This is a genomic window from Streptomyces sp. NPDC005408, assembly GCF_040606445.1.
Lineage (GTDB): Bacteria > Actinomycetota > Actinomycetes > Streptomycetales > Streptomycetaceae > Streptomyces.
In genome coordinates, this window is record NZ_JBEXEX010000004.1 from 208,720 (window position 1) to 233,304 (window position 24,585).

The following is a 24,585-nucleotide window of genomic DNA, read 5'->3' on the forward strand; positions in this document are numbered from 1 at the left end:
GTTCCCGGCCGGGGCTGTACTGGACAGCCCCGGCCGAGCCTGGCGGAACTGACTCGAAGGGTTACCCCTTCAAGTAATTACTTGGCCTTCTCGAGGATCTCGACGATGCGCCAGCGCTTGGTCGCCGACAGCGGACGCGTCTCCATGATGATGACGCGGTCGCCGACGCCGGCAGCGTTCTGCTCGTCGTGCGCCTTGAGCTTGTTGGTACGGCGGATGACCTTGCCGTACAGCGCGTGCTTCACGCGGTCCTCGACAGCGACGACGACGGTCTTGTCCATCTTGTCGCTGACGACCAGACCCTCACGGGTCTTGCGGAATCCGCGGTCGGTCTTGTTCTCAGTCACGTTGCTCTCGCTCATCAGGCGCTCTCCACCGTCTCGATGCCCAGCTCGCGCTCACGCATCAGGGTGTAGATCCGCGCGATGTCCTTGCGGACGGCCTTCAGCCGACCGTGGTTCTCGAGCTGACCGGTCGCCGCCTGAAAGCGGAGGTTGAACAGCTCTTCCTTGGCCTCGCGAAGCTTGGCAACAAGCTCCTCGTCGCCCAGTTCGCGCAGCTCGGACGCCTTAGTAACGGCCGCCATCACGACTCACCTGCCTCGCGCCGCACGATCCGGCACTTCATCGGAAGCTTGTGAGCAGCGCGGGTAAGCGCCTCACGCGCAATCTTCTCGTTCGGGTAGGACAGCTCGAACATCACCCGACCGGGCTTGACGTTCGCGATCCACCACTCGGGGGAGCCCTTACCGGAACCCATGCGGGTCTCGGCAGGCTTCTTCGTCAGCGGGCGGTCCGGGTAGATGTTGATCCAGACCTTGCCGCCACGCTTGATGTGGCGGGTCATCGCGATACGAGCCGCCTCGATCTGGCGGTTGGTCACGTACGCCGGAGTGAGGGCCTGAATGCCGTACTCGCCGAACGCAACCTGCGTACCACCCTTGGACATACCGCTGCGCTTCGGGTGGTGCTGCTTGCGGTGCTTGACCCTACGGGGGATCAGCATGTCGGTCAGGCCTCCGTTCCGGTGCTCTCAGCCGGAGCGGCAGCGGCGGCGGGAGCGTCGGCCTTGGGGGCCTCGGCAGCCGGCGCGGACTGCTGCTGCGGCTTGCGGCCGCGACCGCCACCACGCTCGCCACCACGGCCACCGCGGCCGGCCGGGCGGTCAGCGCCGCCACGGGCCGGACGGTTACCGGCGCGCGCAGCGGCGTTCTCGGCGCGGACCTCGGCGATGTTCTTGACGTCGCCCTTGTAGATCCAGACCTTCACACCGATACGGCCGAAGGTCGTCTTGGCCTCGAAGAAGCCGTAGTCGACGTTCGCACGGAGCGTGTGCAGGGGCACACGGCCCTCGCGGTAGAACTCCGAGCGGGACATCTCGGCGCCGCCGAGACGGCCGCCACACTGGATCTTGATGCCCTTGGCGCCGGCCTTCATCGACGACTGCATGCTCTTACGCATGGCCCGACGGAAGGAGACGCGGGAGGACAGCTGCTCGGCAACGGCCTGCGCGACCAGCTGAGCGTCGACCTCGGGGTTCTTGACCTCGAGGATGTTCAGCTGAACCTGCTTGCCCGTGAGCTTCTCGAGATCGCCGCGGATGCGGTCGGCCTCGGCGCCACGGCGGCCGATGACGATGCCGGGACGCGCGGTGTGGATGTCCACCCGCACGCGGTCACGGGTGCGCTCGATCTCAACCTTCGAGATGCCGGCGCGCTCCATGCCGGACGTCATCATCCGACGGATGGCGACGTCTTCCTTGACGTAGTCCTTGTACAGCTTGTCGGCGTACCAACGGGACTTGAAGTCCGTGGTGATGCCGAGCCGGAACCCATGCGGGTTAACCTTCTGGCCCATTACCGGGTTCCTTCCTTGCTGCTGACGACCACGGTGATGTGGCTGGTCCGCTTACGGATCCGGTAGGCACGGCCCTGAGCACGCGGACGGAACCGCTTCAGGGTCGGGCCCTCGTCCACGTACGCCTCGCTGATGACCAGCGAAGAGGCGTCGGTGTGGTCGTAGTTGTGTGCAGCGTTGGCAATGGCGCTGTCAAGCACCTTGCCAACCGGCACGCTCGCGGCCTGCGGGGCGAAACGCAGGACCGCCTGAGCCTCCGTGGCATCCATGCCACGGATGAGGTCCACCACGCGGCGGGCCTTCATGGGCGTGACGCGGATGTACCGCGCCTGGGCCCTGGCTTCCATGGTTGTCCCTTCGGTGTAAGTCATAGTCAGTCACCCCGCGTTAGCGGCGCTTCGACTTCCGGTCGTCCTTGACGTGGCCGCGGAAGGTGCGAGTCGGCGAGAACTCGCCGAGCTTGTGGCCGACCATCGACTCGGTGACGAACACCGGGACGTGGGTCTTGCCGTTGTGCACCGCGATCGTGTGGCCGAGCATGGCCGGGATGATCATCGAGCGACGGGACCAGGTCTTGATGACGTTCTTGGTGCCTGCTTCGTTCTGTACGTCCACCTTCTTGATCAGGTGGTCGTCGACGAAGGGCCCCTTCTTGAGACTGCGCGGCATCTAAACCCGCTCCTAGCGCTTCTTGTTCGTCTTGCGGCGGCGGACGATGTACTTGCTCGATGCCTTCTTCGGCGAGCGAGTACGACCCTCCTTCTGACCCCACGGGCTGACCGGGTGGCGACCACCGGAGGTCTTGCCCTCACCACCACCGTGCGGGTGGTCGACCGGGTTCATGGCGACACCGCGGACGGTCGGGCGGACGCCCTTCCAGCGCAGACGGCCGGCCTTGCCCCAGTTGATGTTCGACTGCTCGGCGTTGCCGACCTCGCCGATGGTGGCGCGGCAGCGGGCGTCGACCAGCCGGATCTCGCCGGACGGCATACGAAGGTGGGCCATCGTGCCCTCCTTCGCCAGCAGCTGCACGGAGGCACCCGCGGAACGGGCGAACTTCGCGCCGCCGCCGGGCCGCAGCTCGATGGCGTGGATGGTCGTACCGACCGGGATGTTGCGCAGCGCCAGGTTGTTGCCGGGCTTGATGTCGGCGGCCGGGCCGTTCTCGACACGGTCGCCCTGCGTCAGGCCCTTGGGCGCGATGATGTAGCGCTTCTCGCCGTCTGCGTAGTGCAGAAGCGCGATGCGCGCGGTGCGGTTCGGGTCGTACTCGATGTGAGCGACCTTGGCCGGCACGCCGTCCTTGTCGTGACGACGGAAGTCGATCACGCGGTAGGCGCGCTTGTGGCCACCGCCCTGGTGACGGACGGTCACACGACCGGTGTTGTTACGGCCGCCCTTGCTGTGCAGCGGGCGGACCAGCGACTTCTCCGGCGTGGACCGCGTGATCTCGACGAAGTCGGCGACGGAGGAGCCACGGCGGCCCGGCGTCGTCGGCTTGTACTTGCGGATTCCCATTTCTCAGTCCTCGTCCGATTCCGGACGATCCAGACCGCCGTTAGGCGGTCGGACCGCCGAAGATGTCGATACGGTCGCCCTCAGCGAGGGTCACGATGGCGCGCTTGGTGTTGGCGCGCTTGCCGAAACCGGTCTTGGTGCGCTTGCGCTTACCCTGACGGTTGATCGTGTTGACCCCGGTGACCTTGACCGAGAAGACCGCCTCGACGGCCTGCTTGATCTGGGTCTTGTTGGAGCCGGGCGCGACGATGAACGTGTACTTGTTCTCGTCGAGCAGGGCGTAGCTCTTCTCGGAGACAACCGGCTTGACGAGAACGTCACGCGGGTCCGAGAAGGTCTTGCTGGTTACGGTCGCCTCGGACATCAGGCGTCGCTCCCTTCGGTCTCATCGGCCTTGGGGCCAGACACGAAGGACTCGAAGGCGGCCTTGGTGAAGACCACGTCGTCGGAGACGAGCACGTCGTACGTGTTCAGCTGGCCCGGCTCCAGGAGGTGCACCTGGGGCAGGTTGCGGGCGGAGAGCCACGCGGCCTCGTCGGCCCGCTCGACAACCAGGAGCACATGCTTGCGCTCGCTGATCTTGCCCAGCAGGGTCTTCGCGGCCTTCGTGGAGACGCCGCCGTCGACCACGCCGGTGACGACGTGGATACGGCTGTTGCGGGCCCGGTCGGAGAGGGCACCGCGCAGGGCGGCGGCCTTCATCTTCTTCGGCGTCCGCTGCGAGTAGTCACGCGGCGTGGGGCCGTGGACGACGCCACCGCCGGCAAACTGCGGCGCACGGGTCGAACCCTGGCGCGCGCGGCCGGTGCCCTTCTGGCGGTAAGGCTTCCTACCGCCACCACGGACCTCGCCACGACGCTTGACCTTGTGCGTGCCCTGACGGGCGGCGGCCAGCTGCGCGACGACGACCTGGTGGAGCAGCGGGATGCTGACCTTGGCGTCGAAGATCTCGGCCGGGAGCTCGACGGTCCCGGACTTGTCGCCGGAGGGCGACAGAATGTCAATGGTGCTCATAGTCCTCAGACCCCCTTGGCCGCAGTGCGGACGAGGACGAGGCCGCCGTTCGGACCAGGAACCGCGCCCTTGATGAGCAGCAGGCCCTTCTCCGCGTCAACCGCGTGGATGGTCAGGTTCTGGGTGGTGACCCGCTCGTTACCCATGCGGCCCGCCATGCGCATGCCCTTGAAGACACGCCCAGGGGTGGCGCAGCCACCGATGGAACCGGGCGAGCGGTGCTTGCGCTGGGTACCGTGACCGGCGCCGAGGCCCTTGAAGTTGTGACGCTTCATGACACCGGCGAAGCCCTTGCCCTTGCTCTTGCCCGTGACGTCAACCTTGACGCCGGACTCGAACACCGCGGCAGTGATCTCCTGGCCGAGCGTGTACTCGCTGGCGTCGGAGGTACGGAGCTCCACCAGGTGGCGGCGCGGGGTTACGTCGGCCTTGGCGAAGTGACCCTTGAGGGGCTTGTTCACCTTGCGCGGGTCAATCTCGCCGAAGGCGATCTGGACCGACTCGTAGCCGTCGATGTCGTTCTTACGGACCTGGGTAACGACGCAGGGCCCGGCCTTGACGACGGTCACCGGGACGACACGGTTGTTCTCGTCCCAGACCTGGGTCATGCCGAGCTTCTCGCCCAGGACGCCCTTGATCTGCTTTGCCATCTTCTCCGCGCCTCTCAGAGCTTGATCTCGATGTCAACGCCGGCCGGAAGGTCCAGGCGCATCAACGAGTCAACGGTCTTGGGCGTCGGGTCGAGGATGTCGATCAGGCGCTTGTGCGTGCGCATCTCGAAGTGCTCGCGCGAGTCCTTGTACTTGTGCGGCGACTTGATGACGCAGTACACGTTCTTCTCAGTGGGCAGCGGCACCGGGCCCGCGACCGACGCACCAGTGCGGGTCACCGTCTCGACGATCTTCTTCGCCGAGGAGTCGATGACCTCGTGGTCGTAGGCCTTGAGCCGGATGCGGATCTTCTGTCCCGCCATGGCTACTAGTAGTCCTGTCTCTCGAAACGCTCTGGAACTCGGGAGGCTGCGCCTTTCGCAAGCGAAGCGCTGTCCTTCTCCGACCCACGCGGTCGGGCGTGTCGCACTCCCTCCAAAGAAATTTCCGGGGAAATTCCCTGCCAAGGGGGTGCGGGCCGAAGACCGCGCATCGGGGGAAAGACACCCACCGAGTGCCTGGCTGGTACCCCGCTGACACTTCCCGGAAGATTCCCGTACGTCCGCTCCAGCGCTGCCTTACGGCAGATGGGGCGACGAGTACTGTGGGACTCGCTTCCGGTCCTCCCGGCGGGAGGCGCGCAGCATCGGCACTCAACCGAGCAACCTGGCTAGTGTGCCATATGGGGCAGAGCCCTGGCCAATCGTGGCCGGAGAGAGTACCCCACCCGTCTGCTTCTCACGCACGCCCTTGCGACTGAGAGCAACCTGGCGTGTCGTTCCGCCGTCTTGCTGACCGCGGACGCCTGTGACCAGCCCGTCCGCCACCACCTGAGTGTGACAGTACGCAGCATGGGGGGCCTGTCTGCCCGCTGCGGGGGAAGCGGACGGAGCGGGACAGATGAACATCGAGCATGCCCGGGGGGCGGCCGCCGCGCGCGTCGGCGGCCCGAGCAGACGCAATGTGGTCACCGCCACAGCGGCCTTGGCCGCGGCCGCCGCTCTCAGTTCCTGCTCCGTGCCCGCCCAGCGGCGCTCCAGTCCCACCGCGGACCCCGCACCGGGTATACCCATCGCCAGCTCCCGGCGGGCGCAGCTGATGCAGATCCTGGCCCATCCGGACGACGATCTGTACTTCATGAACCCCGACACCCAGCGGATGCTCGACGCCGGGGTTCCGCTTGTCTGCGTCTACGTCACGGCGGGCGAGCACGACGGCAAGAACCACATACCCGGGAACCGGGTCGTCACCGCGGACAGGGCCGGCTACTCCTCCGCCCGCCACCAGGGCCTGCGCCAGGCCTACGCGGCCCTGCTCGGGCTGGGCAAGTTCACCGAGTGGACAAGGGACGTCGCCTCGCTGCACGACGGTCACCTGGCCGAGATCAACACCCTCGTCAACGGCTACCGCAGGGTCGAGCTGATCTTCCTCAACCTCCCCATGCACACGACGCGCCGCTATATGGCCCTGCCCAGCCTCTGGCGGGACCGTGCGCTGGGCCTGAGCACCGTCGTCGCCGCCGGCTCCCCGCTGCACAAGACGGTCTCGTACGACTACGACACGCTCGTCGACGTACTCGTCGGGCTGATGGATCAGTACCGGCCCACCGTGATCCAGACCCTGGACCCCGACCCGGACATCCAGCACAGCGACGAGGCGACCCGCAAGAAGGACAGCGAGCAGCGCGGCTACTCGGACCACGCCGACCACACCGCCGTCGCCTCGTTCAGCTGGGCCGCGATGGTCCGCTGGGTCGCCCGGGCGACGAGGGACGGCGGCCATGTGCCCGCCTTCGTGGCCACCGCCTTCCGCGGCTACTACAACCGCCACTGGCCCAAGAACCTCCCGGCCGCGGTGCTCAGGGAGAAGGCCGGGAACCTCGTCCCGTACGGCGGCGACCCGGCCTGGCAGTGCGGCAACCCGGCCGGCTGCGGCGACTACAACGTCGGCGGAATCCGCCCGCTGAAGAACACGAAGGGCTGGGTCCGCTCCACCCACTACCGCCACCCCGGAGCGCGCACCGTCGTCGCCGCCCAGCCGTCCGGCCGGCTGGTCGCCTACGGCGTGCTCGGACTGCGTGCGGTGCGCTGGCGGGAGACCAGCCCGGGCAGCGGGCAGTGGGGCGACCCGGACGACCTCGGCGGCGGCCCGCTCGCGCCCGCCCTCGGCGCGGCAACGCTGAAGGACGGCCGTCAGCTGCTGTTCGCGCTGCGCTTCGCCGAGCTCGGCGGCCACGGCGGCCCCAACCGGCGCGAGGTCGTGCTGCTGGAGCAGGGCTCGCCCGGCGGCGAGTTCCTCGCGTGGAGGGGTCTGGACAATCCCGAGCGTGGCGACGACCGCGGCCGCCGCATCGGCGTACCGGTCGCCGTCGCGGCCCCCGACGGCCGGGTCCACATCTTCGTCCGCAATGCCGACCAGGGCATCAGCACCCGGGTGCGCGAACCGTCCGGGGAGTGGGACCGCTGGCGCGACCTCGGCGGCGAGGAGATCCAGGACGGTCTCTCGACGGTCGTGGACGGCGCGGGCCGGGTCCATGTCTTCGCCGCCGGCCGCGAGGGAGTGCACCACTGGACGCAGGACACCATGGGCCTGCCGCTCACCTACCGCCCGGGCGGCGGCCTTCCCCTGCCCGGTGACCCGCTCGCCCCGCTGCTGACCGGCGACGGCGGCATCGAGCTGTACTACCGCGGGCCGACGGCCTCGTCCGTGATGGCCGTACGCGCCGGTGGCGCCCCCGCCCGCCCCCGCAAGGAGGGCTTCGACGGTTACGGCCCCATCAGCGCGGCCGCGGCACCCGGCGGCCCCGTACTGCTCGGCAAGGACATCCGCGGGCAGCTCCAACTCCGCACCGGCAACAGGCTTCTGACGCGCACTCGGGGCATGGCGGCGCTGGACGCACCCGCCCTTCACATAGGCCGCTCGGGCGCCACTGTCGTGGGCCTGGGGGCAGACGCGCACCCCTGGACCTGGCTGCCCGAGGCAGGAACCGCCGGCTGACACAGCCCGCAGCGCACAGGCAAAGCACCTGGCACAGCACACGGCAAAGGGCCCCGCACCGAAGTGCGGGGCCCTTGCTGATGCTCCAGGAGCAACCAGGTCAGATCAGCAATTACTTGTTGATCTTGGTGACCTGGCCGGCGCCCACAGTCCGGCCACCCTCACGGATGGCGAACTTGAGGCCCTCCTCCATGGCGACCGGCTGAATCAGGTTGACCGTCATGGTGGTGTTGTCGCCCGGCATGACCATCTCGGTGCCCTCGGGGAGGGTCACAACGCCGGTCACGTCCGTGGTACGGAAGTAGAACTGCGGGCGGTAGTTGTTGAAGAAGGGGGTGTGACGACCACCCTCGTCCTTCGACAGGATGTAGGCCTGGGCCTCGAACTCGGTGTGCGGCGTGACCGAACCGGGCTTGATGATGACCTGGCCGCGCTCGACGTCCTCGCGCTTGATGCCACGGAGGAGCAGACCGACGTTCTCACCGGCCTGGCCCTCGTCGAGCAGCTTGCGGAACATCTCGATGCCGGTGACCGTGGTGGTGGTCTTCTCCTGCTTGATGCCCACGATGTCAACGGTCTCGTTGACCTTGAGGACACCACGCTCGATACGACCGGTGACGACGGTGCCACGACCGGTGATCGTGAAGACGTCCTCGATCGGCATGAGGAACGGCTTGTCGACGTCACGCTCGGGCTGCGGGATGGACTCGTCGACGGCCTTCATCAGGTCGAGGACGGTCTGGCCCCACTCCTTGTCACCCTCGAGCGCCTTGAGCGCCGAGACCTTGACGACCGGAAGGTCGTCGCCCGGGAACTCGTACTCGGAGAGCAGCTCGCGGACCTCGAGCTCGACGAGCTCCAGGATCTCCTCGTCGTCCACCATGTCGGCCTTGTTCAGGGCGACAACGATGTACGGAACGCCAACCTGGCGGGCCAGGAGCACGTGCTCCTTGGTCTGCGGCATCGGGCCGTCGGTCGCGGCGACCACGAGGATGGCGCCGTCCATCTGCGCCGCACCCGTGATCATGTTCTTGATGTAGTCCGCGTGACCGGGGCAGTCGACGTGCGCGTAGTGACGCGACTCCGTCTGGTACTCGACGTGCGCGATCGAGATCGTGATACCGCGCTGGCGCTCCTCAGGAGCCTTGTCGATCTGGTCGAAGGCCGAGGCCTCGTTCAGGTCCGGGTACGCGTCATGCAGCACCTTGGTAATGGCGGCCGTGAGGGTCGTCTTACCGTGGTCGATGTGACCGATGGTGCCGATGTTGACGTGCGGCTTAGTCCGCTCGAACTTCGCCTTCGCCACTGGGGTCCTCCTGTGGAGTGGTTCTGTACGCCTTACTCATCGGCGCCAGGTGATCTTTGCTGGGATGCCGGGGCCCTGGGCATTCTCTCCGGGTATCGGAGGGAATGCCCCAGCAGGCTCCGGTGACAAGCCTAAAGCGTGAACTCGTTTGAGTTACTCGCCCTTGGCCTTCGCGATGATCTCCTCGGCGACGTTCCGCGGAACCTCGGCGTAGGAGTCGAACTGCATCGAGTAGCTTGCGCGACCCGAGGTCTTGCTGCGGAGGTCTCCGACGTAGCCGAACATCTCCGACAGCGGAACCAGGCCCTTGACGACCCGGGCACCGCTGCGCTCCTCCATGGCCTGAATCTGGCCACGGCGGGAGTTGAGGTCGCCGATGACATCGCCCATGTAGTCCTCGGGCGTGGTGACCTCGACGGCCATCATCGGCTCGAGGAGCACGGGGGACGCCTTGCGGGCACCCTCCTTGAACGCCTGCGAACCAGCGATCTTGAACGCGAGCTCGGAGGAGTCGACCTCGTGGTAACCACCGTCGAGAAGGGTGACGCGGACGCCCACCATCTCGTAGCCGGCCAGGATGCCGAACTGCATGGCTTCCTGCGCACCCGAGTCCACCGAGGGGATGTACTCACGGGGGATGCGGCCACCGGTGACCTTGTTCACGAACTCGTAGGTCGCGTCGCCGCCCTCGATGGGCTCCAGCGCGATCTGCACCTTCGCGAACTGACCGGTACCACCGGTCTGCTTCTTGTGCGTGTAGTCGATACGCTCGACGGCCTTGCGGATCGTCTCGCGGTACGCGACCTGGGGCTTGCCGACGTTCGCCTCGACGCGGAACTCGCGCCGCATGCGGTCGACGAGCACCTCGAGGTGAAGCTCGCCCATACCACCGATGATGGTCTGGCCGGTCTCCTCGTCCGAGTGGACCTGGAAGGAGGGGTCCTCCTCCGCGAGACGCTGGATGGCGACACCCAGCTTCTCCTGGTCACCCTTGGTCTTGGGCTCGATCGCGACCTGGATGACCGGCGCCGGGAAGTCCATGGACTCCAGGATCACCGGGTTCTTGTCGTCGCACAGCGTCTCACCGGTGGTGGTCTGCTTCAGGCCCATGACGGCGACGATGTCACCGGCGCCCACCGACTCGATCTCCTCACGCTTGTTCGCGTGCATACGGTAGATCTTGCCGATGCGCTCCTTCTTGCCCTTCGTCGGGTTCAGCACCGCGGTGCCGGACGTCAGGCGGCCGGAGTAGATCCGGATGAAGGTGAGCTTGCCCAGGTGCGGGTCGCTCGCGATCTTGAAGGCCAGCGCGGCCAGCGGCTCGTCGTCCGACGGCTTGCGCGTGACGACCTTCTCCGGGTCCTTGACGTCGTGGCCGTCAATGCCCTCGACGTCGAGGGGGGAGGGGAGGTAGCGCACAACCGCGTCGAGCAGAGGCTGAACGCCCTTGTTCTTGAACGCGGTACCGCAGAAGACGGGGGTGACGGTGGTGCCGCCGCCCTTGCCGGACGCGATGGTGATACGACGGATCGCGGCGTAGAGCTGCTCCTCGGTGGGCTCCTGGCCCTCCAGGTACAGCTCCATCATCTCGTCGTCGTTCTCGGAAACGGCCTCAAGGAGCTTGCCGCGCCATTCCTCGGCAGCCTCCGTGTGCGTGCCCGGAATGTCGACGACGTCGTACATCTCGCCCTTGGTCGCCTCGGCGGACCAGAGCAGTGCCTTCATACGAACGAGGTCGATGACGCCCTTGAAGTCCGCCTCGGCACCGATCGGCAGCTGCATCACGATCGGGGTCGCGCCGAGGCGGTCCACGATCATGTCGACGCAGCGGTGGAACTCCGCGCCGGTGCGGTCGAGCTTGTTGACGAAGCAGATACGCGGAACGCCGTAACGGTCCGCCTGACGCCAAACAGTCTCGGACTGGGGCTCAACGCCGGCAACACCGTCGAACACCGTGACGGCACCGTCGAGCACGCGGAGCGAACGCTCCACCTCGACCGTGAAGTCGACGTGACCCGGGGTGTCGATGATGTTGATGGTGTGATCGACGTCCTCGAGCGGCCAGTGACAGGTCGTCGCGGCGGACGTGATCGTGATGCCGCGCTCCTGCTCCTGCTCCATCCAGTCCATCGTGGCAGCGCCGTCGTGGACCTCACCGATCTTGTAGCTCACACCGGTGTAAAACAGGATGCGCTCGGTGGTCGTCGTCTTGCCCGCGTCGATGTGGGCCATGATCCCAATGTTGCGGACCTTGGCCAGGTCAAGCGAAGTGGTGGCCATAAGGCTCAATCTTCTCTCGGTCTCGATGTGGGTAGCGACTACCAGCGGTAGTGCGCGAAGGCCTTGTTGGACTCGGCCATCTTGTGCGTGTCCTCACGCTTCTTGACCGCAGCGCCGAGGCCGTTGGAGGCGTCGAGCAGCTCGTTCATGAGGCGTTCGGTCATGGTCTTCTCGCGACGGGCGCGGGAGTAACCCACGACCCAGCGGAGCGCGAGGGTGGCGGCGCGACCGGGCTTGACCTCGATCGGCACCTGGTAGGTGGCGCCACCGACACGGCGGGACTTGACCTCGAGAGACGGCTTGACGTTCTCGAGAGCGCGCTTCAGCGTGATGACCGGGTCAGCGCCGGTCTTCTCGCGGAGGCCTTCCATGGCGCCGTAGACGATCCGCTCGGCAGTGGAACGCTTGCCGTTGAGCAGGATCTTGTTGATCAGCGACGTGACAAGAGGAGAACCGTAGACCGGGTCGATGATGACCGGGCGCTTCGGGGCGGGGCCCTTACGAGGCATTCTTACTTCTCCTTCTTGGCGCCGTAGCGGCTGCGGGCCTGCTTGCGGTTCTTGACACCCTGGGTGTCGAGGGAACCGCGGATGATCTTGTAACGAACACCCGGCAGGTCCTTCACACGGCCACCACGCACGAGCACGATGGAGTGCTCCTGCAGGTTGTGTCCCTCACCCGGAATGTAGGCCGTGACCTCGATGCCGGAGGTCAGACGCACACGCGCGACCTTCCGCAGGGCCGAGTTCGGCTTCTTCGGGGTGGTCGTGAACACACGCGTGCAGACGCCGCGGCGCTGAGGGGAACCCTCGAGTGCGGGCGTCTTGTTCTTCTCGACCTTGTCCTGCCGGCCCTTCCGGACCAGCTGCTGGATCGTAGGCACTACTTCTCCGGTTTCTGTGTGCCGTATGTGAAACTAACCTGGAACGTCGCCGACCCACGCGGTCGGGTGTGTCGAATGCTGCAGGCTCCCCCGCAAAGGAAGAGAGCGCAGATTGCGGTGGCCTTTCGCGGACTCGCCATGCGGTTGAGGACACGCACACGAGCCCAGGCACACCCCAGGCACAAGGTCAGAGCGTACCTACCGCATCGGCTCCGGTCAAAACAACTGCACACGCGCAGGACACACCAGCCTGCAACATACGACACAGGGCGGCCATCCCGCGAGGGATGACCGCCCTGTAGACCTACTACACGCTCTTACTGGTTGTACGGACCGTAGTCGTAGTCCTCCAGCGGAACGGCCTGGCCGGAGCCCGTGCCGAACGGCGAGTAGTCGATGTCGTCGTAGCCCACGGCCGAGTACATCGCGGCCTTGGCCTCCTCGGTGGGCTCCACCCGGATGTTGCGGTAGCGGGACAGGCCCGTACCGGCCGGGATGAGCTTACCGATGATGACGTTCTCCTTGAGGCCGATCAGGGAGTCCGACTTGGCGTTGATCGCCGCGTCGGTCAGAACCCTGGTCGTCTCCTGGAAGGACGCCGCCGACAGCCACGACTCGGTCGCCAGCGAGGCCTTGGTGATACCCATCAGCTGCGGACGGCCGGAGGCGGGGTGACCGCCCTCGGTGACCACACGACGGTTCTCGGTCTCGAACTTCGAGCGCTCGACGAGCTCGCCCGGCAGCAGCTCCGCGTCGCCGGACTCGATGATCGTCACACGGCGCAGCATCTGCCGGATGATGATCTCGATGTGCTTGTCGTGGATCGACACACCCTGCGAGTTGTAGACCTTCTGGACCTCGCCGACCAGGTGGACCTGGACCGCGCGCTGACCGAGGATCCGCAGCACGTCTTGCGGGTTGGTGGCACCCACGGTGAGCTTCTGGCCCACCTCGACGTGATCGCCCTCGCCGACCAGCAGACGGGCACGCTTCGAGATCGGGAACGCCGTCTCGTCGCTGCCGTCGTCCGGGGTGACGACGATCTTCTTGGTCTTCTCGGTCTCCTCGATACGGATGCGGCCTGCCGCCTCCGAGATCGGGGCGACACCCTTGGGCGTACGAGCCTCGAAGAGCTCGACGACACGGGGCAGACCCTGGGTGATGTCGTCACCGGCCACACCACCGGTGTGGAAGGTACGCATCGTCAGCTGGGTACCGGGCTCACCGATGGACTGGGCGGCGATGATGCCGACCGCCTCACCGATGTCGACCAGCTTGCCGGTGGCCAGCGAACGGCCGTAGCAGAAGGCACAGGTGCCGACCGCCGACTCACAGGTCAGGACCGAGCGGGTCTTGACCTCTTCGACACCGGCGCCCACCAGGGCGTCGATGAGCACGTCACCCAGGTCGACATTGGCCGGCGCGATGACCTTGCCGTCGACGACGACGTCCTCGGCGAGCATCCGCGCGTACACGGAGGTCTCGACGTCCTCGGTCTTGCGCAGCACACCGTCGGCGCCGCGCTCCGCGATCTTGAGCTTCAGACCGCGGTCGGTGCCACAGTCCTCCTCGCGGATGATGACGTCCTGCGAGACGTCCACCAGACGACGGGTCAGGTAACCCGAGTCGGCGGTACGCAGGGCGGTGTCCGCCAGACCCTTACGGGCACCGTGCGTGGAGATGAAGTACTCCAGCACTGACAGACCCTCACGGAACGACGCCTTGATGGGCCGCGGGATGGTCTCGTTCTTGGCGTTGGACACCAGACCACGCATACCGGCGATCTGACGCATCTGCATCATGTTTCCGCGAGCACCCGAGTTGACCATCATGAAGATGGGGTTGGTCTTCGGGAAGTTCGCGTTCATCGCCTCGGCAACCTCGTTGGTCGCCTTGGTCCAGATGGTGATGAGTTCCTGCGTGCGCTCCTGCTTGGTGATCAGACCGCGCTCGTACTGCTTCTGGACCTTCTCGTCCTGCGCCTCGTAGCCCTTGACGATCTCCTTCTTCGCCTCGGGAACGACGATGTCGGAGATGGCGACCGTGACACCGGAACGGGTGGCCCAGAAGAAGCCCGCCGCCTTCAGGTTGTCGAGCGTCGCCGCCACGATGACCTTGGGGTAGCGCTCGGCGAGGTCGTTGACGATCTCGGAGAGCTGCTTCTTGCCGACGGAGTAGTCGACGAACGGGTAGTCCTCGGGCAGCAGCTCGTTGAAGAGCGCGCGGCCCAGAGTCGTACGCAGCCGGAAGCAGTCACCCTGCTGCCACTCCGGCTCACCCTCCTCCGCGACCGGCGGGGTCCAGCCACGCGGCGGGATCGTGCCGACCGGGAAGCGGATGTCGACCTTCGCCTGGAGCGAGAGCTCCCGGGCGTCGAAGGCCATGATCGCCTCGGCGCTGGAGTTGAACGCACGGCCCTCGCCGCGCACCTCGCGCTCCTCCTCGTCCGTGGTGAGGAAGAAGAGGCCGAGCACCATGTCCTGCGTGGGCATGGTGACCGGACGGCCGTCGGCCGGCTTGAGGATGTTGTTCGAGGACAGCATCAGGATGCGGGCCTCGGCCTGCGCCTCCGCGGACAGCGGCAGGTGCACGGCCATCTGGTCACCGTCGAAGTCCGCGTTGAACGCGGTGCAGACGAGCGGGTGGATCTGGATGGCCTTGCCCTCGACCAGCTGGGGCTCGAAGGCCTGGATGCCGAGGCGGTGCAGCGTGGGCGCACGGTTCAGCAGAACCGGGTGCTCGGCGATGACCTCTTCCAGCACGTCGTACACGACCGTGCGGCCGCGCTCGACCATGCGCTTCGCCGACTTGATGTTCTGCGCGTGGTTCAGGTCGACCAGACGCTTCATCACGAACGGCTTGAAGAGCTCCAGCGCCATGGCCTTGGGCAGACCGCACTGGTGCAGCTTCAGCTGCGGACCGACGACGATCACGGAACGCGCGGAGTAGTCCACACGCTTACCGAGAAGGTTCTGACGGAAGCGGCCCTGCTTGCCCTTCAGCATGTCGCTGAGGGACTTCAGCGGGCGGTTACCGGGACCGGTGACCGGGCGACCACGACGGCCGTTGTCGAACAGCGCGTCGACGGCCTCCTGCAGCATCCGCTTCTCGTTGTTCACGATGATCTCGGGGGCACCGAGGTCAAGGAGACGCTTGAGGCGGTTGTTGCGGTTGATCACACGGCGGTACAGGTCGTTCAGGTCGGAGGTCGCGAAGCGGCCACCGTCCAGCTGCACCATCGGACGCAGGTCCGGCGGGATGACCGGCACGCAGTCCAGAACCATGCCCTTGGGGCTGTTGCTGGTCTGCAGGAACGCGGAGACGACCTTGAGGCGCTTGAGCGCACGGGTCTTCTTCTGGCCCTTGCCGGTACGGATGATCTCGCGGAGGCGCTCGGCCTCCTCCTCCAGGTCGAAGGACTCCAGGCGCTTCTGCAGCGCCGCGGCACCCATCGATCCGTCGAAGTACGTGCCGAAGCGGTCACGCAGCTCGCGGTAGAGCAGCTCGTCGCCCTCGAGGTCCTGGACCTTGAGGTTCTTGAAGCGGTTCCACACCTCGTCGAGACGGTCGATCTCGCGCTGCGCACGGTCGCGCAGCTGCTTCATCTCACGCTCGGCACCTTCGCGCACCTTGCGGCGCACGTCGGCCTTGGCGCCCTCGGCCTCGAGCTCGGCCAGGTCGGTCTCGAGCTTCTTGGCTCGGGCCTCGAGGTCGGCGTCGCGGCGGTTCTCGACCTGCTGGCGCTCGACGGAGACATGCGCCTCCAGCGAGGGCAGGTCGCGCGTACGGCGCTCCTCGTCCACGAACGTGATCATGTACGCGGCGAAGTAGATGACCTTCTCGAGGTCCTTCGGCGCGAGGTCGAGCAGGTAGCCAAGGCGCGACGGGACGCCCTTGAAGTACCAGATGTGCGTGACAGGGGCGGCCAGCTCAATGTGGCCCATCCGCTCACGGCGCACCTTGGCGCGGGTGACCTCGACGCCACAGCGCTCACAGATGATGCCCTTGAAGCGGACACGCTTGTACTTACCGCAGTAGCACTCCCAGTCCCGGGTCGGACCGAAGATCTTCTCGCAGAAGAGTCCGTCCTTTTCGGGCTTGAGCGTGCGGTAGTTGATGGTCTCCGGCTTCTTGACCTCGCCGTGGGACCACTGACGGATGTCGTCCGCGGTGGCCAGGCCGATCCGCAGCTCGTCGAAGAAGTTGACGTCGAGCACTATGCGTCAATCCCTCTCAGGGTTCGTGTCTCAATCATGGTCTGTACGGGTCCGGGGCAGGGCCGGGGCCTCACGAGGAGGCCCCGACCAGACCCGTCAGACCTCTTCGACGCTGCTCGGCTCGCGCCGGGACAGGTCGATGCCGAGCTCTTCCGCAGCGCGGAAGACGTCCTCGTCGGTGTCGCGCATCTCGATGGACATGCCGTCCGAGGACAGCACCTCCACGTTGAGGCACAGGGACTGCATCTCCTTGATGAGCACCTTGAAGGACTCGGGGATGCCGGGCTCGGGGATGTTCTCGCCCTTGACGATGGCCTCGTAGACCTTCACGCGGCCGGTGACGTCGTCGGACTTGATGGTCAGCAGCTCCTGGAGGGCGTACGCGGCGCCGTAAGCCTCCAGCGCCCACACCTCCATCTCGCCGAATCGCTGGCCACCGAACTGGGCCTTACCACCCAGCGGCTGCTGGGTGATCATCGAGTACGGACCGGTCGAGCGGGCGTGCAGCTTGTCGTCGACCAGGTGGTGGAGCTTGAGGATGTACATGTACCCGATCGAGACCGGGTCCGGGAACGGCTCGCCGGAGCGGCCGTCGAACAGGTTGGCCTTGCCGGAAGGCTGGACCAGGCGGTCACCGTCGCGGTTCGGGATCGTGGCCTCGAAGAGACCGGCGATCTCGTCCTCGCGGGCACCGTCGAAGACCGGGGTCGCGACGTTGGTGCCGGGAGCGACCTGGTCGGCGCCGATGGCCTGCAGGCGCTGAGCCCAGTCGCCGGCGAGCCCGGAGACGTCCCAGCCGCGGCTGGCGAGCCAGCCGAGGTGGATCTCGAGGACCTGTCCCGGGTTCATTCGGGACGGGACACCCAGCGGGTTGAGGATGATGTCGACCGGGGTGCCGTCCTCCAGGAACGGCATGTCCTCGATCGGCAGGATCTTCGAGATGACGCCCTTGTTGCCGTGACGGCCGGCGAGCTTGTCACCATCGGTGATCTTGCGCTTCTGCGCGACGTACACGCGAACCAGCTGGTTCACGCCCGGCGGCAGCTCGTCGCCTTCCTCGCGGTCGAAGACGCGGACGCCGATGATCTTGCCGGTCTCGCCGTGCGGCACCTTCAGCGAGGTGTCACGGACCTCACGCGCCTTCTCACCGAAGATCGCGCGGAGCAGACGCTCCTCCGGGGTCAGCTCGGTCTCACCCTTGGGCGTGACCTTGCCGACCAGGATGTCGCCGGCGACGACCTCGGCACCGATACGGATGATGCCGCGCTCGTCGAGGTCCGCGAGGACCTCTTCGGAGACGTTCGGGATGTCCCGGGTGATCTCCTCCGGGCCGAGCTTGGTGTCACGGGCGTCGACCTCGTGCTCCTCGATGTGGATCGAGGAGAGGACGTCGTCCTGCACGAGGCGCTGCGACAGGATGATCGCGTCCTCGTAGTTGTGACCCTCCCACGGCATGAAGGCGACCAGCAGGTTCTTGCCGAGCGCCATCTCGCCCTGCTCGGTGGCCGGACCGTCGGCGAGGACCTGGCCCTCGACGACCCGGGCGCCCTCGTCCACGACAACCTTCTGGTTGACCGAGGTGCCCTGGTTCGACCGGGAGAACTTGGCGATGCGGTACGTGGTGTACGTGCCGTCGTCGTTGGCGACGGTGATGTAGTCCGCGGATACCTCCTGGACAACACCTTCCTTCTCCGCCTTGATGACGTCGCCGGCGTCGACCGCACAGCGGTACTCCATGCCGGTACCGACCAGCGGCGCCTCGGCCGTGATCAGCGGAACGGCCTGACGCATCATGTTCGCGCCCATGAGGGCACGGTTGGCGTCGTCGTGCTCGAGGAACGGGATCATGGCGGTCGCGACCGACACCATCTGGCGCGGCGAGACGTCCATGTAGTCCACGTCGGAGCCCGGGACGTAGTCGACCTCGCCGCCACGGCGGCGGACCAGGACACGAGCCTCTGCGAAGCGCATGTCGTCGGTCAGCGCGGCGTTGGCCTGCGCGATGACGAAGCGGTCCTCCTCGTCGGCGGTCAGGTAGTCGACCTCGTCGGTCACCTGGTCGTCGACGACCTTGCGGTACGGCGTCTCGACGAAGCCGAACGCGTTGACCCGGCCGTACGAGGCGAGCGAGCCGATCAGACCGATGTTCGGGCCTTCAGGGGTCTCGATCGGGCACATGCGGCCGTAGTGCGACGGGTGCACGTCACGGACCTCGAAGCCGGCCCGCTCACGGGAGAGACCACCCGGGCCAAGAGCCGACAGACGGCGCTTGTGGGTGAGACCCGACAGCGGGTTGTTCTGGTCCATGAACTGCGACAGCTGGCTGGTGCCGAAGAACTCCTTGATGGAGGCGACGACCGGCCGAATGTTGATCAGGGTCTGCGGCGTGATCGCCTCGACGTCCTGGGTCGTCATGCGCTCACGCACGACGCGCTCCATACGAGCCAGACCCGTGCGGACCTGGTTCTGGATGAGCTCGCCGACGTTACGCAGACGACGGTTGCCGAAGTGGTCGATGTCGTCGGTCTCGACGACGATCTGGGTGCCGCTCTCGCCCACGGTCTCGGTCTCACCGGCGTGCAGCTTGACCAGGTACTTGATGGTCGCGATGACGTCGTCGGTGGTGAGCACGCCGGCGTCCAGCGGCTCATCCGCGCCGAGCTTCTTGTTCACCTTGTAGCGGCCGACCTTGGCGAGGTCGTAACGCTTCGGGTTGAAGTAGAGGTTCTCGAGCAGCGTCTGAGCGGCCTCACGGGTCGGCGGCTCGCCCGGACGGAGCTTGCGGTAGATGTCGAGCAGCGCGTCGTCCTGGCCCTGGGTGTGGTCCTTCTCCAGGGTGGCGCGCATGGACTCGTACTCGCCGAACTCCTCGAGGATCTGCTCGGTGGTCCAACCGAGAGCCTTGAGCAGGACGGTGACGGACTGCTTGCGCTTGCGGTCGATGCGGACACCGACCATGTCGCGCTTGTCGATCTCCATCTCCAGCCAGGCACCCCGGGACGGGATGATCTTGGCCGTGAAGATGTCCTTGTCGGACGTCTTGTCGATGTTGGAGTCGAAGTAGACACCCGGCGAGCGGACCAGCTGCGACACGACGACACGCTCGGTGCCGTTGATGACGAAGGTGCCCTTGTTGGTCATGAGCGGGAAGTCGCCCATGAAGACCGTCTGGGACTTGATCTCGCCGGTCTCGTTGTTGGTGAACTCGGCAGTGACGAAGAGCGGGGCCGCGTACGTGAAGTCGCGCTCCTTGCACTCGTCGATGGAGTTCTTCGGAGGCTCGAAACGGTGGTCGCGGAAGGTCAGCGACATCGACCCGGAGAAGTCCTCGATCGGAGAGATCTCCTCGAAGATCTCTTCCAGACCGGACTTGGTGGGGACGTCCTGTCCGCTGTCCAGAGCCGCCTCGACACGAGCCTTCCACGCGGCATTGCCGAGCAGCCAGTCAAAGCTCTCGGTCTGCAGCGCGAGGAGGTTCGGAACCTCGAGGGGCTCCTTGATCTTTGCAAAGGAGATGCGCAGCGGGGCGGTGCTTGCGCCGTTGTTCGTATTCGCGGTCGAGGCGTTGCGCGAGGCGGCCAAGAGGGGGTCCTTCCGAGGGCTCGGACTCACTACGCGCGTACCGGTCCCACAATGGGCACGGAGACAGACGCTCCCAATTGGTCAAATGACCAGGTCAGGAATGCTTCTATCAACGATGCTCATACGTGGGGATGCCCCTGGTGACGGGCAGGGGGCAGTTAACAGGCAGCGCAAAGGGTCAGTGTAGCCACTTGGCACACTGATGTCCAGTGCGGGTTTTCGAGACCCTCGTTGTTCTCAACTCCGCGGCTTGCCCTCGCGCCAAGAGGCGCACCTCGATACTGCCCGTTCGGTCGTCGATCCATGCCTCGGAACCGGATCCTTGTGACGACGCGTCCTGAGAATTGCGCGCTGCGTGCGGTTCGTCAAGGCCCCCCAGCCCAAACCGGCTGCTGGGATCGTCACTCACCACCGTCAGGGGCGCACGGCGAAGATCACGATACTCGCCGGATCCGGAAGAGCAAGGCAGGCCTCGCACAACGCCGAAGGGCGACCACCCGTATGGGTGATCGCCCTTCGCTGTGTCCCTTGCGGCGCCTATGCGGAACCGCGAGTCAGAGACTCAGAAGGTCACTTGACCTCGACGGACGCGCCGGCGGCCTTGAGGGACTCGGCAGCCTTCTCAGCGGCCTCCTTGGCGACCTTCTCGAGGACCGGCTTCGGGGCGCCGTCGACGAGGTCCTTGGCCTCCTTGAGACCCAGGGAGGTCAGCTCGCGCACGACCTTGATGACCTGGATCTTCTTCTCACCGGCGCCGGTGAGGATGACGTCGAACTCGTCCTGCTCGGCCTCGGCCTCGGCCGGGGCACCCGCGACGGCACCGGCGGCAGCGGCGACCGGGGCAGCGGCGGTGACGTCGAACTTCTCCTCGAAGGCCTTCACGAACTCGGAGAGCTCGATGAGGGTCATCTCCTCGAACTGCGCAAGCAGGTCGTCCTGGGTGAGCTTCGCCATGATGGCGGTCCTTCCACTAATTCGGCTGGTGCCGGATGTATATGTCGGCGGGCGTGCGGCCCGCTGCGACCAGCGCCGTCAGGCGACGCTGATCAATGCGCGAGCCGAATTACTCGGCACCGCCCTGCTCGGCCTTCTTGGCACGAAGCGCCTCCGCGGTGCGGACGAACTTCGCGGGAAGCGCCTGGAAGAGCGCGGCAGCCTGGGACTGCTTGCCCTTCATGGCGCCCGCCAGCTTGGCGAGCAGAACCTCGCGGGACTCGAGGTCCGCAAGCTTCTTGATCTCATCAGCGGTAAGCGCCTTACCGTCAAGGACACCGCCCTTGATGATGAGGTTCGGGTTCTCCTTGGCGAAGTCACGAAGACCCTTCGCCGACTCCACCGGGTCACCGGTGATGAAGGCAACCGCCGTCGGACCAGTGAACTGGTCGTCGAGCGAAGTGATCCCGGCCTCGTTGGCCGCAATCTTGGTCAGCGTGTTCTTCACCACGGCGTACTGGGCGTTCTCACCGAGCGAACGACGCAGCGTCTTGAGCTGCGCCACGGTGAGACCCCGGTACTCGGTCAGCACGGCGGCGTTCGAGCTACGGAACTGGTCCGCGAGCTCGGCTACCGCGGCAGCCTTGTCGGGCCTTGCCATGAGCGTCGGCCTCCTTCCGGGTGATGAGGACCGCTCAGAAGGGGCTGAACAAAACGAAACGCCCCGGCACAGGTGCACGGGGCGTAGCTCAACCGGACGAAGTCCGGGAACAATCCACAGTCACCTGCGCAGGACGTCCGCAGCTAGCGGATCCTTCGGCCACCGCACCCTCTTACGAGCGCACGGCAACGACCAGCGGTCTTTGGCTTCTGTGGAAGAGTACGGGACCGGATCCCGGTCAGGCAAATCGGGCCGTTCGGCTCACTCCTGGCCGCTCCCGATGTCCTTGAACATCTCGGCCAGGTCCGCGGTCTGCGAGGCCGGCGGCGCCGTCACGACGACGGGCTTGTTGTAGTCGAGGAACGTGACGGTCAGGTCCAGCGGGCCCTTGTCGGCGGCGGCCCGGGTACGGAACTGCTTGGTGTGGTCGTTCCCGTCGATCCACATGTCCATCGTGACGGCCTTGACGCCCATCTCCTCGTACTTCCCAAGGCCCTTCTCCCGGCGCTGCCTGGTTGCCGCGTCCTCGCCCTTGAGGCTCGCGCGCATCGCAGCCAGCGGCACAGTGCCGGTGTAGTGGGTGGTGCGCACGCCGTCGACGGTCTCCTCGCCGACCTTCCTGAGGTCCTTGGCGGCGGTCAGGGAGGCCGAGTCCTCCGTCGGATTCCGGTCAGCCTGGCTGCCGAGCCCTGCCAGCGGGTCCTGGCCGCCCTTGCCGAGCACGGACATGTCGAACTTGAGCCAGGTCTTGCCGCCCAGCTCGGCGGCGGCCTTCTCGCCGCCGTTGAGGTACATGACGCCGCCGACGAGCCGGATCTCGACCTCTGCGTTCTCCCCGGCGCCCCCCTGCTTCATCTTCATCCGCATGGTGGGCGGCTTGATCGTCATCGCAGCCTGGCCCTCGACCGTGCCGCCCCCGGGCACCTGGCCCTTCATCCGGTACGAGAGCGAGCTCAGCTTCTCGTTCTTGTCGGCCGCGCGCTTGACGGCCGCGGCCAGAGCGACCCTGACCGGCTTCTGCACGGCCTGACGGTCCGGCTTCGGTGTGCTGCTCGCCGAACAGGCCGCGGTGCCGCACAGCAGCGCTCCGGCGAGCAGACCCCCGGCCGCCTTCCGGTACATCGGATGCATGTTCCCCCCACAGGTGTACGTGATGCTCCGCAAACCCTCGCGACACTACCGTCCGGCTCAGACAGCGCCTGCGAATAAAACCGGCCCCCACGCCTCTGTCGAGGCGTGGGGGCCGGTTCTCACATCGAGTGAGCCGTCAGGCTCAGACCGCGGCCGGGTCCTCCTCGACGAGGAGGTTGCGGGTGCGGTTGGAGTCCAGCGGGATGCCGGGGCCCATCGTCGTGGTCAGGGTCGCCTTCTTGATGTAGCGGCCCTTAGCGGCGGACGGCTTCAGACGGAGGATCTCCTCCAGAGCCGCGGCGTAGTTCTCGACCAGCTTCGTCTCGTCGAAGGAGACCTTGCCGATGATGAAGTGCAGGTTCGAGTGCTTGTCGACGCGGAACTCGATCTTGCCGCCCTTGATGTCGTTCACAGCCTTGACGACATCGGGGGTGACGGTGCCGGTCTTCGGGTTCGGCATCAGACCACGCGGACCGAGCACACGGCCGAGGCGGCCGACCTTGCCCATGAGGTCCGGGGTGGCGACGACGGCGTCGAAGTCCAGACGGCCCTTCGCAACCTCGTCGATCAGTTCGTCGGAGCCGACAATGTCGGCGCCAGCGGCTTCCGCGGCCGCAGCACGGTCACCGGTCGCGAAGACCAGGACCCGGGCGGTCTTGCCGGTGCCGTGCGGAAGGTTCACGGTGCCGCGGACCATCTGGTCGGCCTTGCGCGGGTCAACGCCCAGACGCATGGCGACCTCGACGGTGCCGTCGAACTTGGTGGCGGTGGTGTCCTTGGCGAGACGGACGGCCTCGAGCGGGGCGTACAGCTTCTCCCGGTCGATCTTGGCGTCCCCAGCGCGGAGAGTCTTGCTGCGCTTCACTTCTGCTCCTGTTGGTTCAGGTATGGAGTCGTGGTGCGGACCAGCGCTTGGCCCTACCACTGAGGTCGACAGCGCCAGATTTACGGCCGGCGCCGTGTGGGGGCTGTCAGCCCTCGACCGTGATGCCCATCGAACGGGCGGTGCCGGCGATGATCTTCGACGCGGCGTCCAGGTCGTTGGCGTTCAGGTCGGGCAGCTTGACCGTGGCGATCTCGCGGACCTGGGCGCCGGTGAGCTTGGCAACCTTGGTCTTGTGCGGCTCGCCGGAGCCCTTGTCCACACCCGCGGCCTTGAGGATCAGCTTGGCGGCCGGCGGAGTCTTGGTGATGAAGGTGAAGGAGCGGTCCTCGTAGACCGTGATCTCCACCGGCACGACCATGCCACGCTGCGACTCGGTCGCGGCGTTGTAGGCCTTGCAGAACTCCATGATGTTGACGCCGTGCTGACCCAGCGCGGGACCGACCGGCGGAGCCGGGTTGGCCGCGCCGGCCTGGATCTGGAGCTTGATAAGCCCCGTGACCTTCTTCTTCTTGGGAGGCATTGCTCTCTCCGGGTCCTAGTGAGAGTTTCCAGCGCTCCATCCAGTCATCCGAATGGAGGCATACCGCACAACGATAACGGGTATAGCTGCGCGGCCAAAAACCGAGCAGGTCAGAACGGCTGCGAGAGCCGTTCTGACCTGTTCGGAGGCG

At 66.3% G+C, this 24,585-nt stretch carries 23 protein-coding genes; 1 reads left to right on the top strand and 22 read right to left on the bottom strand.

The window, feature by feature from the left end; translation table 11 throughout:
* Window positions 1-77: 77 nt before the first annotated feature.
* From rpsQ to rpsJ, 11 genes are read right to left on the bottom strand one after another with little or no spacing between them, the layout of a single operon-like run.
* The gene (gene rpsQ / locus ABZS64_RS06365) at window positions 78-362 is read right to left on the bottom strand and encodes a 30S ribosomal protein S17 (RefSeq protein WP_142214202.1); all 285 of its coding nucleotides are present in this window, start codon (window positions 360-362) and stop codon (window positions 78-80) included.
* A complete protein-coding gene (gene rpmC / locus ABZS64_RS06370; RefSeq protein WP_040024284.1) occupies window positions 362-586 on the bottom strand; it encodes a 50S ribosomal protein L29 in 225 nt (74 codons plus the stop codon). The genes rpsQ and rpmC overlap by 1 nt, the downstream gene beginning before the upstream one ends.
* Window positions 586-1,005 (bottom strand): 50S ribosomal protein L16, encoded by a 420-nt coding sequence (rplP, locus tag ABZS64_RS06375; RefSeq protein WP_014047785.1) that lies wholly within the window; start codon window positions 1,003-1,005, stop codon window positions 586-588. Before rplP ends, rpmC begins: the two co-directional genes overlap by 1 nt.
* Window positions 1,006-1,010: 5 nt before the next feature.
* Complete coding sequence (gene rpsC, locus ABZS64_RS06380) at window positions 1,011-1,856, bottom strand: 30S ribosomal protein S3 (protein ID WP_355823893.1); 846 nt, start codon at window positions 1,854-1,856, stop codon at window positions 1,011-1,013.
* Window positions 1,856-2,203, bottom strand: coding sequence for a 50S ribosomal protein L22 (rplV, locus tag ABZS64_RS06385; protein WP_004571827.1), 348 nt, complete (start codon window positions 2,201-2,203; stop codon window positions 1,856-1,858). The genes rpsC and rplV overlap by 1 nt, the downstream gene beginning before the upstream one ends.
* A 40-nt stretch (window positions 2,204-2,243) precedes the next feature.
* Complete coding sequence (gene rpsS, locus ABZS64_RS06390) at window positions 2,244-2,525, bottom strand: 30S ribosomal protein S19 (RefSeq protein ID WP_142214205.1); 282 nt, start codon at window positions 2,523-2,525, stop codon at window positions 2,244-2,246.
* A 12-nt stretch (window positions 2,526-2,537) separates the two neighbouring features.
* Window positions 2,538-3,374 carry a 50S ribosomal protein L2 gene (gene rplB, locus ABZS64_RS06395; RefSeq protein ID WP_108151510.1) on the bottom strand — a complete coding sequence of 279 codons (837 nt, stop codon included), beginning with the start codon at window positions 3,372-3,374 and terminating at the stop codon, window positions 2,538-2,540.
* Between the two features lie 40 nt (window positions 3,375-3,414).
* Window positions 3,415-3,738 carry a 50S ribosomal protein L23 gene (gene rplW / locus ABZS64_RS06400; protein ID WP_355823897.1) on the bottom strand — a complete coding sequence of 108 codons (324 nt, stop codon included), beginning with the start codon at window positions 3,736-3,738 and terminating at the stop codon, window positions 3,415-3,417.
* Window positions 3,738-4,388, bottom strand: a complete 651-nt coding sequence (gene rplD / locus ABZS64_RS06405) for a 50S ribosomal protein L4 (protein ID WP_355823900.1) — start codon at window positions 4,386-4,388, stop codon at window positions 3,738-3,740. Before rplD ends, rplW begins: the two co-directional genes overlap by 1 nt.
* 5 nt (window positions 4,389-4,393) lie before the next feature.
* Window positions 4,394-5,038 (bottom strand): 50S ribosomal protein L3, encoded by a 645-nt coding sequence (rplC, locus tag ABZS64_RS06410; protein ID WP_327325483.1) that lies wholly within the window; start codon window positions 5,036-5,038, stop codon window positions 4,394-4,396.
* Between the two features lie 14 nt (window positions 5,039-5,052).
* Complete coding sequence (gene rpsJ / locus ABZS64_RS06415; protein WP_003948644.1) at window positions 5,053-5,361, bottom strand: 30S ribosomal protein S10; 309 nt, start codon at window positions 5,359-5,361, stop codon at window positions 5,053-5,055.
* Window positions 5,362-5,938: 577 nt separating this feature from the next.
* On the opposite strand from rpsJ, the gene ABZS64_RS06420 reads away from it, so the two are divergent.
* Window positions 5,939-8,035 carry a PIG-L family deacetylase gene (locus ABZS64_RS06420; RefSeq protein ID WP_355823905.1) on the top strand — a complete coding sequence of 699 codons (2,097 nt, stop codon included), beginning with the start codon at window positions 5,939-5,941 and terminating at the stop codon, window positions 8,033-8,035.
* A gap of 112 nt (window positions 8,036-8,147) precedes the next feature.
* Here the strand turns inward: ABZS64_RS06420 and tuf are convergent, their stop codons facing one another.
* The 11 genes from tuf to rplK all read right to left on the bottom strand — a co-directional run bounded on the left by tuf (window position 8,148) and on the right by rplK (window position 24,434).
* Window positions 8,148-9,341 (bottom strand): elongation factor Tu, encoded by a 1,194-nt coding sequence (tuf, locus tag ABZS64_RS06425; RefSeq protein WP_142214210.1) that lies wholly within the window; start codon window positions 9,339-9,341, stop codon window positions 8,148-8,150.
* Between the two features lie 153 nt (window positions 9,342-9,494).
* Window positions 9,495-11,621, bottom strand: a complete 2,127-nt coding sequence (fusA, locus tag ABZS64_RS06430; RefSeq protein WP_355823909.1) for an elongation factor G — start codon at window positions 11,619-11,621, stop codon at window positions 9,495-9,497.
* 38 nt (window positions 11,622-11,659) lie between these two features.
* Entirely contained in the window at window positions 11,660-12,130 is a 471-nt protein-coding gene (rpsG, locus tag ABZS64_RS06435; RefSeq protein ID WP_014047773.1) for a 30S ribosomal protein S7, read from the bottom strand.
* 2 nt (window positions 12,131-12,132) lie between these two features.
* On the bottom strand, window positions 12,133-12,504 hold the full coding sequence (gene rpsL, locus ABZS64_RS06440; RefSeq protein WP_003948652.1) for a 30S ribosomal protein S12: 372 nt from the start codon (window positions 12,502-12,504) through the stop codon (window positions 12,133-12,135).
* Window positions 12,505-12,821: 317 nt separating this feature from the next.
* Window positions 12,822-16,721, bottom strand: coding sequence for a DNA-directed RNA polymerase subunit beta' (locus tag ABZS64_RS06445; RefSeq protein ID WP_355823913.1), 3,900 nt, complete (start codon window positions 16,719-16,721; stop codon window positions 12,822-12,824).
* A gap of 96 nt (window positions 16,722-16,817) precedes the next feature.
* Window positions 16,818-20,303, bottom strand: a complete 3,486-nt coding sequence (gene rpoB / locus ABZS64_RS06450) for a DNA-directed RNA polymerase subunit beta (RefSeq protein WP_355823916.1) — start codon at window positions 20,301-20,303, stop codon at window positions 16,818-16,820.
* Between the two features lie 570 nt (window positions 20,304-20,873).
* Window positions 20,874-21,257 (bottom strand): 50S ribosomal protein L7/L12, encoded by a 384-nt coding sequence (gene rplL, locus ABZS64_RS06455; RefSeq protein WP_355823919.1) that lies wholly within the window; start codon window positions 21,255-21,257, stop codon window positions 20,874-20,876.
* A 109-nt stretch (window positions 21,258-21,366) separates the two neighbouring features.
* On the bottom strand, window positions 21,367-21,897 hold the full coding sequence (gene rplJ, locus ABZS64_RS06460; RefSeq protein WP_355823922.1) for a 50S ribosomal protein L10: 531 nt from the start codon (window positions 21,895-21,897) through the stop codon (window positions 21,367-21,369).
* Window positions 21,898-22,158: 261 nt separating this feature from the next.
* Window positions 22,159-23,019, bottom strand: coding sequence for a DUF1396 domain-containing protein (locus ABZS64_RS06465; RefSeq protein ID WP_355823923.1), 861 nt, complete (start codon window positions 23,017-23,019; stop codon window positions 22,159-22,161).
* 151 nt (window positions 23,020-23,170) lie between these two features.
* On the bottom strand, window positions 23,171-23,893 hold the full coding sequence (gene rplA / locus ABZS64_RS06470) for a 50S ribosomal protein L1 (RefSeq protein WP_355823926.1): 723 nt from the start codon (window positions 23,891-23,893) through the stop codon (window positions 23,171-23,173).
* A gap of 106 nt (window positions 23,894-23,999) precedes the next feature.
* Complete coding sequence (gene rplK, locus ABZS64_RS06475; RefSeq protein WP_355823929.1) at window positions 24,000-24,434, bottom strand: 50S ribosomal protein L11; 435 nt, start codon at window positions 24,432-24,434, stop codon at window positions 24,000-24,002.
* Window positions 24,435-24,585 lie beyond the last annotated feature (151 nt).